Origin of the sequence: Pseudoalteromonas sp. CNAT2-18.1, from assembly GCF_022347865.1 — a bacterium.
GTDB lineage: Bacteria > Pseudomonadota > Gammaproteobacteria > Enterobacterales > Alteromonadaceae > Pseudoalteromonas > Pseudoalteromonas ruthenica.
The window spans coordinates 351,836-364,892 of sequence record NZ_JAKRFR010000005.1; the positions used below are offsets into that span (position 1 = coordinate 351,836).

16 protein-coding genes are annotated in these 13,057 nt (G+C 48.3%); all 16 read right to left on the bottom strand.

Features of this window, described 5'->3' with window-relative positions; translation table 11 throughout:
- Positions 1–10: 10 nt before the first annotated feature.
- Positions 11–466, bottom strand: coding sequence for an agglutinin biogenesis protein MshP (locus tag MHM94_RS13210; RefSeq protein ID WP_235419490.1), 456 nt, complete (start codon positions 464–466; stop codon positions 11–13).
- The gene (locus MHM94_RS13215) at positions 438–1,169 is read right to left on the bottom strand and encodes a prepilin-type N-terminal cleavage/methylation domain-containing protein (RefSeq protein ID WP_235419489.1); all 732 of its coding nucleotides are present in this window, start codon (positions 1,167–1,169) and stop codon (positions 438–440) included. Before MHM94_RS13215 ends, MHM94_RS13210 begins: the two co-directional genes overlap by 29 nt.
- Positions 1,169–1,675, bottom strand: coding sequence for a prepilin-type N-terminal cleavage/methylation domain-containing protein (locus tag MHM94_RS13220; protein ID WP_053909885.1), 507 nt, complete (start codon positions 1,673–1,675; stop codon positions 1,169–1,171). The genes MHM94_RS13215 and MHM94_RS13220 overlap by 1 nt, the downstream gene beginning before the upstream one ends.
- The gene (locus MHM94_RS13225) at positions 1,665–2,123 is read right to left on the bottom strand and encodes a type II secretion system protein (RefSeq protein ID WP_235419488.1); all 459 of its coding nucleotides are present in this window, start codon (positions 2,121–2,123) and stop codon (positions 1,665–1,667) included. The genes MHM94_RS13220 and MHM94_RS13225 overlap by 11 nt, the downstream gene beginning before the upstream one ends.
- A gap of 3 nt (positions 2,124–2,126) precedes the next feature.
- Positions 2,127–2,669 (bottom strand): prepilin-type N-terminal cleavage/methylation domain-containing protein, encoded by a 543-nt coding sequence (locus MHM94_RS18460; RefSeq protein ID WP_275439941.1) that lies wholly within the window; start codon positions 2,667–2,669, stop codon positions 2,127–2,129.
- Between the two features lie 24 nt (positions 2,670–2,693).
- Positions 2,694–3,272 (bottom strand): prepilin-type N-terminal cleavage/methylation domain-containing protein, encoded by a 579-nt coding sequence (locus tag MHM94_RS13235; RefSeq protein WP_235419487.1) that lies wholly within the window; start codon positions 3,270–3,272, stop codon positions 2,694–2,696.
- A 78-nt stretch (positions 3,273–3,350) separates the two neighbouring features.
- Complete coding sequence (locus MHM94_RS13240; protein WP_235419486.1) at positions 3,351–3,839, bottom strand: hypothetical protein; 489 nt, start codon at positions 3,837–3,839, stop codon at positions 3,351–3,353.
- A 1-nt stretch (position 3,840) separates the two neighbouring features.
- Positions 3,841–5,067, bottom strand: a complete 1,227-nt coding sequence (locus MHM94_RS13245; protein ID WP_235419485.1) for a type II secretion system F family protein — start codon at positions 5,065–5,067, stop codon at positions 3,841–3,843.
- The gene (locus tag MHM94_RS13250) at positions 5,067–6,779 is read right to left on the bottom strand and encodes an ATPase, T2SS/T4P/T4SS family (RefSeq protein ID WP_328283339.1); all 1,713 of its coding nucleotides are present in this window, start codon (positions 6,777–6,779) and stop codon (positions 5,067–5,069) included. The genes MHM94_RS13245 and MHM94_RS13250 overlap by 1 nt, the downstream gene beginning before the upstream one ends.
- Positions 6,779–7,984, bottom strand: a complete 1,206-nt coding sequence (locus tag MHM94_RS13255; protein WP_235419483.1) for a hypothetical protein — start codon at positions 7,982–7,984, stop codon at positions 6,779–6,781. The genes MHM94_RS13250 and MHM94_RS13255 overlap by 1 nt, the downstream gene beginning before the upstream one ends.
- The gene (locus tag MHM94_RS13260; RefSeq protein ID WP_045979140.1) at positions 7,981–8,883 is read right to left on the bottom strand and encodes an AAA family ATPase; all 903 of its coding nucleotides are present in this window, start codon (positions 8,881–8,883) and stop codon (positions 7,981–7,983) included. The genes MHM94_RS13255 and MHM94_RS13260 overlap by 4 nt, the downstream gene beginning before the upstream one ends.
- On the bottom strand, positions 8,883–10,574 hold the full coding sequence (gene mshL / locus MHM94_RS13265; protein ID WP_235419482.1) for a pilus (MSHA type) biogenesis protein MshL: 1,692 nt from the start codon (positions 10,572–10,574) through the stop codon (positions 8,883–8,885). The genes MHM94_RS13260 and mshL overlap by 1 nt, the downstream gene beginning before the upstream one ends.
- The gene (locus MHM94_RS13270; protein WP_235419481.1) at positions 10,558–10,875 is read right to left on the bottom strand and encodes a hypothetical protein; all 318 of its coding nucleotides are present in this window, start codon (positions 10,873–10,875) and stop codon (positions 10,558–10,560) included. The genes mshL and MHM94_RS13270 overlap by 17 nt, the downstream gene beginning before the upstream one ends.
- The gene (locus tag MHM94_RS13275; protein WP_235419480.1) at positions 10,853–11,509 is read right to left on the bottom strand and encodes an agglutinin biogenesis protein MshJ; all 657 of its coding nucleotides are present in this window, start codon (positions 11,507–11,509) and stop codon (positions 10,853–10,855) included. Before MHM94_RS13275 ends, MHM94_RS13270 begins: the two co-directional genes overlap by 23 nt.
- Positions 11,506–12,099: a PilN domain-containing protein gene (locus MHM94_RS13280; protein WP_235419479.1), complete on the bottom strand. Its 594-nt coding sequence runs from the start codon at positions 12,097–12,099 to the stop codon at positions 11,506–11,508. The genes MHM94_RS13275 and MHM94_RS13280 overlap by 4 nt, the downstream gene beginning before the upstream one ends.
- A complete protein-coding gene (locus tag MHM94_RS13285) occupies positions 12,096–13,031 on the bottom strand; it encodes an MSHA biogenesis protein MshI (RefSeq protein WP_138508097.1) in 936 nt (311 codons plus the stop codon). The genes MHM94_RS13280 and MHM94_RS13285 overlap by 4 nt, the downstream gene beginning before the upstream one ends.
- Positions 13,032–13,057: the final 26 nt, after the last annotated feature.

Here is a 13,057-nt window from a genome sequence, read left to right on the forward strand (position 1 = left end):
TATAACTGCTTCACCCTTCGAGCCTCACTTCCACAGCGATACTGCGCTGTACATCGATACTGCCTGTACTACATTGTGCAGTACTGGTTATTTGATAAAAATTAACTGCGCCACTGACCACTGTCGGCTCAGGAACACCTTCTTCACTGGCACAGCTTATTGCCACGGTGCAATTCTCCAAGGCGCGGCTAACAAAACTATAATTCGCCCCAGCTATAAGCGCACAACTGGGGGTGCTGTCAGTAATCAACCGTTGCAGGCCGCGCTCTATGCCACTTTGCGCAGCCATGTAACTGCGCGCCCCATAATATTCTAGGGCGTTTTGGTTGATACCCGCGTTAATCACGCGAGAGAGCGCGAGGCCAAGCGCCAATAGCAGCACCGCCACCACGACCGCCACAACCAACATTGAGCCACGCTGCTGACGAAAAGAGCTGCTAGGGAACATTAGGAATATGTACCTCATGCGTTAGCCTAAGCTGTTCACCTTGCTCAGAACTAAAAGTTAAATCAAGGGTAACCAAAGCATTACGCTCCAATGTGCCCGGTTCATAGCGTGGTTGCCAATCACTGACTTCCACAGCCAATAGGTTGGTCGCTGCATTTTGCTTGCGTACCAAAGATGCCCGGCCATCGACCACTTCGGCGCATAGTTCAACTTGGGAGCCAATCACATAAAAGCGCTTACCGGGTGAACTTCGCTGTGGCTGGGCGCTAAGCTGCCAATCATAAATATTGTCGTTATTACCCTGATCGTCAATATCAGTAATAGTCAACGCGTTATTTTCAATATCATTCACACTGGTGGGAAAAATAACAATCTTATCAACGTTTTCAACAGCACTGCCGTCAAAGTCAACCACTGGCAAAGGAGCTTGGTCTGCCTCCCCCAGATAAGAGCCACTGCTCTTGATGGGGTAAAAGCTTAAACATCCGTTTGTGCCATCCACCGCGATGGAGTTAGGAACACTATTACGTAACTCTTTTTCTAATCGCAAAATGACAAATCGCGATTGCGCCACCAGCCCTGAACGTTGATTACCCTCACTGTAAATTTGCATAGCAAAGCGAATAAACTGGGTCACCCCGACTGCAAGTATCCCTAGGATAACAATCACTATGATCAGCTCTATTAAGGTAAAGCCCTGATTGCGACTAAATCCACGCATCAATAATTGCCTCGATAGGCATCAAAGCGGTAGCGCTCACCATTGGGGGCGGTGATGGTTACCTCGATGCGCTTTGCCTGTTCAATGTTATCATTGCTGGATTGGTCGTAATCACCGTCAATCGCGACCAACACTGAGGCCGCAAACCCAGAATAAGTGCCGCCGACATCAGTAATACTTAACCCATTGTAGTCGTCAACATCATCATACAGATCACGACTGCCCTCCTCTGGGCCCATGGTGGTGCTACAACCAACTGGTTTTTCATCGCAGCGCTGAAAGGGCGGACTACGATCGCTGTTTTCATCATAGGCTTTACCCAGAATTTCATTCATCAATGACTGCCCGAGCTTGGCTGCTTTTACTTGCACCAGCGGTTCAGCGCTTTGCCTTGCTTGCGGAGCAATCAAGGTGAATACAATGACCATCGCGATGGCAAAAATTACAATGCCCAGAATCAATTCGACTAGCGTAAAGCCTCTCGCTCGCGGGCGCTTAACAGCCATACACAGCCCCTTCGCCGCTAATGCACACGGCTTGATTCCCCACCTGTACACGGCAGGTATTGGCGCAATTAAGATCTGGTTGCCCTAGATGGTTAAAAGACAAGGAACTAAAGCTGCCACCGTTGTTATCGGTGGTGGTAAAAGTGATATCAGTGCCGGTGCTATCAACAACGAGGTAGTCGTCATAGGCTGTAGAAATGGTATTTGCGCAATTTTGATTGGCGGGGGGCGCGATTAACGTGGTGGTAATTTTAACGCAAGTATCACTATTAAGATTGTGCATCGCCTGCAACTGGATACTGCGGATCATCGCCAGCGTGCGGTCTCTTAAAGTGTAGGCATCTTCATTATTAGAGCCGAGAAATCGGGGTATGGCAGTCACCGCCAATACCCCAATAAGGATAATCGTGATTATGAGCTCAACGAGCGTAAAACCACGGTTGTTCATTGTTTACTGACAATCGTCAAGATTTAAGGTGATCACTGGCGGTGTATTAGCATCGGCTGCTTCGGTGTAGGCCACATAGCAGCCATCATTAGCTTCACCGCCGGTGCCATTGCCTGCCACTACCGCAGTCGGTGCTGCACTACCTGTAGCTCTTACCACAAAGATAGCGGGTGTCCCGCCTGCAGCGGCAATCACATTGCTTGCAAAGTCATTGGTTAAATCAATATCCATCGCTGCGGCAATACCAGTAGCTGCGGCTTGTGGGTAGCCAAAGGAAGTCGTTACATCAACGGTTCCATCAGTGCCTAAGTCAACCCCTATGGTGCCATCACCTGCATCGCCCTGAATACCTTCAATAATAGCCTTTCCGTAAACGATATCTTTGGCAGAGTTCATCGCGCCTCTAACACCTTGTACCGTTGCTGCATTGGCATCACCCTGCAAGTTTAAAAAGCGTGGCGCCGCTGTGACTGCAAGAATCCCTAGAATAACAATCACAATAATCAATTCGATTAAGGTGAAACCTTGTTGTTTTGTTGCTTTCATCGTCTGTACCTCGTTATAGCAAACTTAAAATACGGTTACCTGCCCCGTTGCGGGAAAGTAAGAAAAACCATCAGTGGCTGTACCATCCGGCACAGAGTCGTCAGGTAGATTCGCGACATTGGTGGTATCGAGCGAATCTGAAAGATAGTAAATACACTGCGAATTGGCTGCGTTAAATTGTACGTAATAACGGCTTTGCGCGGCCTGATTTGGGTCAATAGTATTAATAGGGGCTGATTGTAAAATAAGATCAAGCACATCTTTGCAATCTTGTCGCGCCATAGCGCCAACAGTGGTATCGGAGCTGCCATCGTTGGTGGGGTAGCCAATATCGCCATCAACACCTAAGGTAACTTGGTCATACACCACAGTGGTAATATCAGCGCCACCATTATCGACTACGCGACCGTCAACTTCCCATTGTGAGCGCACTAATCCTATCGCCGCTGCAAATCCACCAGCCACGCCTTCAACCGATGCTTCGCGAGCATCATCGGTAACACCGATAAAGCGCGGCAATGCGGTTGTAGCCAAAAGCCCTAAAATAATGATTACTATAATAAGCTCTATGAGTGTAAAGCCACTTTGTTGTTTGCGTTTCATTGCCTACTCCAACAGAGTTAAGTACCTAAATTCATTCTAGACCAAAGGCTAAATTACTCAAAAATCATTATATTTTGTTTATTTGAGTGTAACAGCCACTTGACCCGTGTGTACATCAAAGCGAAACCACGCTCGCTCATTAAAAAGAAACTCACACCCGACTAAGGCTTGCCCTGCCCATATCGGCTTAACACTGACCCCAGCTAGGTTGCCCTGCCCTTGCATGCGGGCAAATAAGCCCTGACAGGGAGCCCCATCGCCCTCAAGACCTGTCGGCCAGCCAAAGCGATTAACCACAAACTGTTGTTGACCCACCACCTGCATTTGCGCGCTCACCTGCTCTAAGGTAATGATATCTTGTTTATGGGCTAGCCACTTACCATGAATAGCAACGGCACTGTGGTGGAACTCCGCCACCGCTTTATGCAAATTCACGTCATTGACAGTATTAAATAACTGGCTGATATAGTAAATAAAAAAGCCGATAAACACACAAATCAGCAGCCCACTAATAAGCAGTTGATAAACCCGGCTCAAACGCCGGCTCACCTGCTGCTGATTACGCACTTTAGCCTCCTTTAATCGCAGACATCAGGTTCCACATAGGAGTAAAAATACCCAATGCCAGTATTAGCACCATTACCGCCACCAAAGCAATTAAAATGGGCTCTATCTTCGCGGTCAGGCTCTTTAAATCAAAATCCACTTCGCGTTCATAGTAGTCGGCACTTTCTTGCAACAGTTCGTCAACGCGACCGGTTTCCTCTCCGACTGCAACCATTTGTAACACCAATTGCGAGAAGAGCTCACTCTGTCGTGAAACCCGCAACAGGCTGTCGCCTTTTTCTATGCCGCGTCGCATCTCGACAATACGCTGATGCATATGGGCATTATCAACGGCATCAGCCGTAAGGGATAACCCGGTGGTCATTGGTACACCAGAACGTAACACCATGGCAAAACTGCGGCTGTATCGAGATAACAAGGAGCGTTCAATGATACTGCCAATAATGGGTAAACGTAATTTCACGCGATCCCATTTCAATCGTCCTAGCTCGGTACCTAAGTAACGCCGTATCCCGTAATAGCTTGCCGCCATCAGTGCTAGCAACAACCACCAGTAATGAACAAAGAAATTAGAAGTGCCAATGAGAATACGCGTCATCAGCGGCAACTCAGCATCGAATTTAGAGAACATTTGCGCGAACACGGGGATCACAAAAATATTTAAGATAAACATGGCCGCGATGAGGGCGATGATCACAAATGTTGGGTAGCGCAACGCCGCTTTTATTCGTTTTCGCGTTTCTTGCTCGCGTTCAAAATATTCAGCCAACTGTAAAAAGGCATCCTCAAGCTTACCGGTGTTTTCACCCACCACCACGATAGAGATCATTAAACGATGAAAAACCTCCTTGTGGCTCGCCATAGCAGCGGATAAATTGCGCCCCTGCTCAAGCTGAGTGGTAATTTCTTTTAATACCTCGCGAAAACGCGGATTTGTGGTGGTTTCAGCCAGGCCGTTAATAGCGCGGATAATCGGGATCCCCGCTTTGAGCAGTGAATACATTTGCCGTGAAAAGATAATCATCTCATCAAGGCCGACCTTGGGCTGAAGCCAAGCCATAAGCGGTTTGTTATCGGCGCTTTTTACCACCTGAGTTTCATCTATCTTAATGGGCACACTTTGACGCGCCAATAACTGATCCGCAGCCGCTTGTGCGCTATTAGCCTCAACCACGCCTTTAATTAGTTTGCCCTGGCTATCTTTGGCCTGATAACGAAAGTGCGCCACTAGCTGTTTACCACCTCAGGTACATATTCAGCTACTTTGAATACTTCATCCAAGGTGGTGATCCCTTGCTGAGCGTAGTCCATTGCCATATGTGATAAAGGTGAGAAATCTGGGTTATTCTTCGCTGCTTGTGCAAAGGCTTGGGTATCACTTTGGCGCAGCGCATCCATCATATCTTCGTTCATTTCTAGTAGCTCAAACACCCCGATACGGCCTTTATAACCAGTGTGATTGCAGCTGTTGCAGCCTCGCCCTTGGTAGAATTGCGCATCCGCTAGGTGAGGCTGTAAATAACGTACCCAGGCACGTTCTTGCTCGTCGGCTTCATAGGGTTGCTGACAGTTTTGACAAATACGGCGCACTAAGCGCTGAGCGATAATCGCTCGCAAGGAGCTGGCAACCAAATAAGGTGGCGCGCCCATATCGATAAGACGCATGGCGCTGGTGATGGCGTCATTGGTGTGCAAAGTACTCAATACCAAGTGTCCGGTTAGTGCACCTCGCAGCCCTATTTCCACGGTTTCTTGGTCTCGCATCTCGCCGACCATGATAATATCAGGGTCTTGGCGCAAGGTAGTACGTAACACATTCGCAAAGCTCAAGCCTATTTTACTGTTCACCTGGACCTGATTTATACGGCTAATACGGTATTCAACAGGATCTTCCACAGTGATTATTTTATTCTGAGCCTGATTAAGTTCGCTCAAGGCCCCATACAGGGTCGTCGTTTTACCCGAGCCGGTGGGGCCGGTAACAAGGATCATGCCGTGCGGACGCTTCAGCGTTTCCCGTAACTTACGTAGCAAAGGTGCTGGCATACCGGTTTGATCTAAGGTGAGCAGCCCGGCGGATTGATCCAGCAGACGCATCACCACCGATTCACCATTTTGCACCGGCATGGTCGAGAGCCGCACATCTATGCTGTGGCCTTTTACTTTGATATTAAAGCGCCCGTCTTGGGGAATGCGCTTTTCTGATATATCCAAGCCAGACATTAACTTAAGGCGTAGCACTAAAGCTGAGGCAATCTTGACGTGATCTAAGATATTCTCTTGCAACACACCATCCACCCGCTGACGAATGCGCAGCATCTTTTCATCGGGCTCAATATGGATATCTGAAGCTCGAACCTGTACCGCATCCTCAAAAATGGATTGCAGTAGCTTAACAACCGTTGCATCTGAGGTACTGTCATCAAGGGCGTTGAGTTCGAACTCTTCCCCTTCTTGATATTCCTCATCAAGTTGTTCAGCAAAGTTAGCAATATCTTGGGTGCGTCGGTATACGGTATCGAACGCCTCTAACATTTGTGACTCTTGCACCACCGCAAGGTCAATGCGCTTCGAACCCAGAATAGGCCCTAACTGGTCGAGGCCACTTAAATCAGCAGGGTCACTCATACCCAATAACACGCTGTCGCCGTTATCCTCAATAACTAGCGCACGGTAACGGCGCGCATAAACCTCAGGTAAGAGGGTGGCGGTTTCTGGCGCGATGCGACGTTGCGAAATATCTAAAAAGGGAACATTCAGTTGCTGAGCCAAAAAGCGCAGTAACTGTGGCTCGGCAATCACGCCTAAATCAACTAGGGTCGCGCCAAGTTTCCGCCCTGAGCTTTTTTGCGCCGCCAGCGCTTGCTCAAGCTGTTCTTCGGTAATTATTTGCTCGTGGACTAAGAGGTCCCCTAAGCGCATTTTTAAGCGAGGTCTAATCATGGCGTGTCCTGTAAACTATCATAGCGAGCCCGAGCGTATTGTTGTGACGGCCCTGATAAGCCACCTAATTGTAAAGCGGTAGCATAATGCCCTCTGGCACTATGGTATTGGCCTAGTGCGTCTTCTGATGTGGCCAACGCCAACCACCATTTCGCTACATTGGGTTGACGCCTTACTAATTCAGTAAAGCATACCTTGGCAATATCGTGCTGCTTTAGCTGGCGCGCTGCCGATCCTTTCAAGATCCAATAGTCGTTATTACCCAGTTGCGTTGCGCGCGCATTCTGGCCATCCCCTAACACCTCAAGCACGCGCTGATATTGCTGTTGTTCAATGGCCATTTTGGCAATCATGACACGCCATGAAAGGGTTTCTGGCGCCACTTTTAAGCCATTAATAAGCACACTGTATGCTTCTTCTAAGCGCTGTTGTCCATATAAGGTCGCAGCGAGTGATGACCGGGCTTGTTCATGTTCGGGTACAAGAATAACGGCTTGTTCAAACTGCTTTATAGCCTCGTTCGTCATGGCAAAGCGCAGTGACTGTTGTCCTTGCTCAAACCAGCGCTGCGCGCGCTGCTGAACACTTAGCGCCTTGACGACCTTCACAGCGGTATCACTGGATGACGCCACTGGCTGCGAGGCGTTAGCCGCTCTCGTTGGTGGCTCAACTTGAGGTGATTTTGAATGCGTTGCTATTGGCTTATCACTTGGCTCGTCCTCAGTGGCCACCATTGCTTGCGCTGCCTCGACCGGTTTGGTGCTGCTAGGTAGCTGCTGTGATGATGTCGGGGGCTCAGTTTGCTCGTTCTCTACCACGTCGGCATGCTGTGGACTATTGAGCTCGGCATTGATGGCTGACACAGGCTGACTGTTATCATCTTTAGGTGCCGTTAAAGCCACACTGGTCGTTTGCTTGGGCTGCGATGCTGTCTCTTCGATAACGAGCGTTGGCGCTTTTGCCTGGTGCGAGGGATCAGCGACTGTCGCTTCTTCAACGCTGTCACTTGTGCTTTTAGGAGCTACGGGGATCAGTAAATAAGCAAGGGCGATGACGACCATGGCGCTCACTAACATCGCAACAATGGTGATGACATTTCGCCAAGGCCGCGCCTGCGGCAGTTTTACGGTCGGCTCTAACGCCAGTTCATGTTCGCCATCACGCTGCTCAATGTCTTTGAGGGCCTTGTTTAGTAGACTCACAACACTTGTCTCCACAACCAAATAGCCGCCACGCCTAACACTGTCGCACTGAGCACTGCAAATAACCACCAGCGCCGCATAGATGTTGGTGCGTAGCAATCTTCGGTATCGGCAATTGCCGCACGAATATAGCGCTTATTGAGTGCTGTTTGCCCTTCCCCATAAGCCAATAGCAGCGCTTTGTGGCATACCGTATTTACTAACCGAGGAATACCGCGACAAGCCCGTGCTATATGGTGGTTCAGACGCGGTGAAAAGAGGGGTGACTGCGCGCCTGCGCGGCGAAGGCGATGATTAATGTAGTAGTCCACTTCCGCTGCTGTCATCGGCCTCAGCTGATAGGAAAAACCGATACGTTGACGCAATTGCCTTACTTGCGGATTGGCCAGCTTAGTATCTAGTTCTGGTTGTCCAAAGAGGACTACTTGGAGCAGCTTTTTTTGCTCCGTTTCTAGGTTGGTTAATAACCGCAACGCCTCCAGCGCTTCCCAACTAAAACATTGTGCCTCATCAACAATCATAACTACCTTTTTCCCTTCTTGACTCAGGGTTAACAGGCGCTTCTCTATGGATTGGCTCAATGTTTGTTGATCTTGCTCGGGCGCAAGTTCCAGCCCCAGTTCAGCCGCCACCGCCCATCGCAATTCATCTGGGGTCAAATAAGGGTTGGGCAAATAAACAACCACATAATTATCCTCAAGGTGGTTTATCAACTTTCTACAAATCAGCGTTTTGCCTGTACCTACCTCCCCAGTGACTTTTATAAACCCTTCGGACATACTCAGTGCACTGAGCAGCACTTTCAGCGCTTCGTTATGAGGCTCAAGAGCACAGTAGAACTGCGTGTTCGGGGTGAGCGAAAACGGCATTTCCGTTAGGTTAAAAAAGCTGAGATACATTAATTGCGGTACCAGGTTTCTAACAATTTACGTGAGCGTTGTTGTTGTTTCTTCCATGTGTCTGGCATAACCACGGTTGGGCGCAGTAAGATTACCAACTCTTTTTTATTCTGCTTCTTACGAATACTTTTAAACAGATTACCAACGAGAGGAATATCGCCTAACACCGGCGTTTTCGAAACCTCGTCGGAAGTAATGGTTTGCATTAGGCCTCCGATAACCACGATTTCACCGCTCGATGCCCTGATTACCGTATCAGACTCACGAATATTGCTTTGGGCCAAAGGCAGCTCGATACTTTCGCTCCCTAATTTAATTGACTTGGTTTGCTCCTCGGTTTGCGTCACTGACGGGTGTACGTGCAAAATAACCGAGCCATATTTGTCTATTTGAGGCGTTACATCCAAGGCTATGCCAGAGAAAAACGGCGTAAGTTCAATGTCATTGTTATTTTGTTGGGTGACATTGCCGATGTCTTCGCTGCTAGACACATCGGTTACAAAGTATTCATCTTCCCCTACTTTAATCACTGCTTTTTGGTTGTTAGTTGCAGTCACTCTAGGATTCGAGAGCATTTGCACATCACCTTGGGTTTGCAATAGATTGATCACCCCAGCAAAATCAGGATTAGAGAAGACCAAACTAGCAGCCCCCCCTAATTCCGCAGAAATTTGATTACCGAGCTGCGCTGCTGTCGAGGAGAATGACAGTGATGTACTGCCAATATTTGCCGCTATTTCAGACCAATTGACTCCCTGCTGATATTCATCTTTGAGTGTCACCTCGATGATGCGCGCCTCTAAAATCACTTGCCGCTGCAAGCTTTCCTCACTGTGGCGCAAGAACTCTTTCATGGCAGCGATTTCACTCGGTAGTGCATGCACTGTTACCAAGCTTGCTTGTGGACTAACAATGACATAACGACCACCATGTGTGCCCACGAGTGACTGCAACGCCTCTTTCAAGTCGGCCCAAAAATCACTCTCGCTACTGGTTTGAATATTTGAGCCATTAAGCTGTTGAATATTACCAGAGCCACTGTTGTTGCCATTATTGTTATTAATGGCGTTGTTATTACCGCCGTTATTGCCACTAAAGTTGTTATTTCCGTTGCCACTGTTGCCGTTGTTATTCTGATCGTAATCGCTCACGCCGCCTGAGATGACGCTGACATTCGATACACCAAAGCGACGCATCATCAGATAGTTTACCGCTATAGACTCGGTGCGCATTTTTGCTGGTAAGACTTGCACCACCTGGCCTTCAAGAAACACATCAAGTGGATACATGCGGGTGATGATCTTAAGCACTTCATCCATACTGACCTGCTTAAGGTTCAAACTAATAGCGCCGGACACCTCAGGATGAATAGCGACACTGAAAGGGGTATCGTCTACCAGGGCGTTGAAAAATGGCCGCAGTGCAACTTCATTGGCGACCACATCGAAGCGCTCAATAGCCGTGCTCGGCTGCACCTTAGTGTGTGCTGATACCGAGCTCAGCAATTCTTGCTCAAAATCTTTCGGGGGTTGCGGCGCCTCACTAACCTGCGACTGTTTTGCGGGTTCTAGTTCCTTGGCAATATGAGGTTGCACTCGTTCTCCGGTGCCGAAAGTCGCACAGGCGCTAACCAGCAACGAAGAGGTACCAACTATAAACCAGTGGACTAATAACTTATTGTTTAATTTCATTGCTATATAACTCTAACTTCAATTGCTTTGCACCTTGAACAAGGAGCACAGCATGGGCGCTAATATTGGTGACAGTGTAATCGGCTAACTTATCCCCCTGAGCGTATAACTGCCCAGAAATAATGGCCTTATGTTGACCTTTTTTACTCACTACCGACTCCAATACCCATTGCTGCTGTACCGACTCAGTACTACGTGAGATCTGCGCCTGCACGGCGGGGCGTGTTGGGTCTTGTAAAACTTGTGCCGCTATTGGCACACTTGCGACCATGAACAGGCTACAGGCTAATAAATGTTTCATTGTTACTTACCGTTGCTAAGTTCAAGGTGAGTTGCGCTCTCGGATGCTCCTGCACCTGATAATGAAAGCCTGTAATGAGTACCCGAGTGGCTGCTTGCTCAATTCGTGCCATATAATCTCGCAAAGCAAAGTAATTACCTTGCAAGGTCATCTGCATATTGTGCTGATAAAACTGTAATTGTGGTGACGATGACTCACTTTGCTCGCCTGTTTGCACCGCTTCCGCACCCATCACTTTAAAACCCAGTAACCGCACCCCTTGTTGCTGAGCTAGTAAATCGCCGAGAACATCAGGCATACGGTCGCCGGACACAAAACCATCACTGAGCTGTTGTAATTGTTGGTCTAAATCGCGGTTACGCTGGTGCAGCTCTTGAAGCTGCAACTTGAGATTAGCTTTGTAATCAATAGCCAAAGCTTGAGTGAGTGCCTGTCGCTGTGTGCGCAGTGATGCATTCTCACTCTGGTAACCGGCAATTTGGGTGGCTGCGTGGTCGTGATTTTCCATCAATGGCATGCTTATAAACCACCCACCTAAGTACAGAATACAGAACAGCCCCACTGTCAGCACCAGCATCTTTTCCCGCTGTTGCAACTGGCTAAACTGGTTACTTATATGTTGCCAACGCTTCATGGCTGCTCCCCATCAATGCGAGTAGACACATTAAACTGTCTTAGCTCATCACTTTGATCGAACTCCAAAACCGAAAACTCTTTACCTAAAAAGTAGTTGGAATTTCTTAATTGTTTAAGCCACGGAGCTATTTCACTGGGTACCGCCGTTTTGCCCTGTAACTGCACATGACGCTGACTAATATTAATTTCTGTCAGCCACACTTGTGGGTTGTGATAGCGCGCCAAATCATTCATCAAGACGCTGTAAGTAAGCGGCGCACCGCTGCCCTTCCCTTGTAAATATGCGAGTAAACTAAGGCGATGCTGCTCTGCGCGCTGTTGCTGTTCTAGTTGCTGCTGTAAGTTCTTGGTATCGCGCCGCTGCGCTAATTGCTTGTTGAGCTCTGCCACTTCAGCCTTTAGGTGGCTATGTTGCTGTGTAAGCTCCTGCAACTGCTGTTGCTGATGATTGTTACGCCATACTTGCAGTGCGATAACCACAGCCAACACGACAAATGCAGCGATGAATATTTTTACGACTAGAGCCAGCGGCAACGGATCATGACGCGGCTGCAAGCTTTCTTGGTAAAAATTTATGCTGCTTTTCATGCCTGCTCCAACATCGGAAAATAGGCGCCTGCCAAAGCCATATGGAATTTAGGGTCAATCACATCTGCCAAATCCATAACCGGTTTAAACTCCACGATAGGGGTGGTTTGAAACGCTTGCAAACGCGAGATAACCGCCTGAGCATCATCGATGCCTTGAATAAGAATTTCCTTTATTGGTGGCTGCTTGAGCTGGCTCTCATAAAAGTCCATGGAGCGCTGAATCTCAAGCCCTAACGAATCACTTAAGTGCGACAAAGTGGTTTCATCGGGCTGTTGCTGTAACGCGCTGAACCCTCGTAGCCTGCGATTAAGCAGCAATTGTTGATCGCGAATGATTAACACACTGGGTTCATCACCAGGCTCCTGATACACCACCAAGCGGGCATAGTTATCTTTGGCGGTCATCGCCGCGAGGGTGGTTTCTTTCACCGATAGCTGCTGAAGGTGGCAGTCATTGAGCTTATCGAGCTCAGAGACCAGCGGCCGCAATTGCTGCTTATCGGTGGCAAACACATTAATCTTGGCCTTTTGACCGGTGCTTTGAATCGGGTAATCGATATAATCAGCAATGATATTCTCGGCGCTTATGCTCACCAAGTCCTTTAATGTCCACGGCAGTGACTGAGTGATTTCTTGCTCGCTCAGCTCTGGCTTCTCGGCCTGTACTATCTGATAATAGGATTGTGGTAACACCACGTACAAGTCGCAAGCGTCAGAAGAGATCTTGCGTAGCAATTTAAGTAATGCTTTCGGATAGTTAGCTGAGTCGTTGAGCGGCAGCTCTTCGGTATCACTGACAAACCATTGTTGCTTTTTTTGCTTTAACTGCACCGCGCGTAACACGTCTGCGTACAAGGCAACGCCCACTATTGCTTCGGACTTTTTCTTTGTATTTAGCCAAGGAACACGGGCTAAGAGTTTAGATGCCATATAGTCTGCAGTATCACCTATAAGAA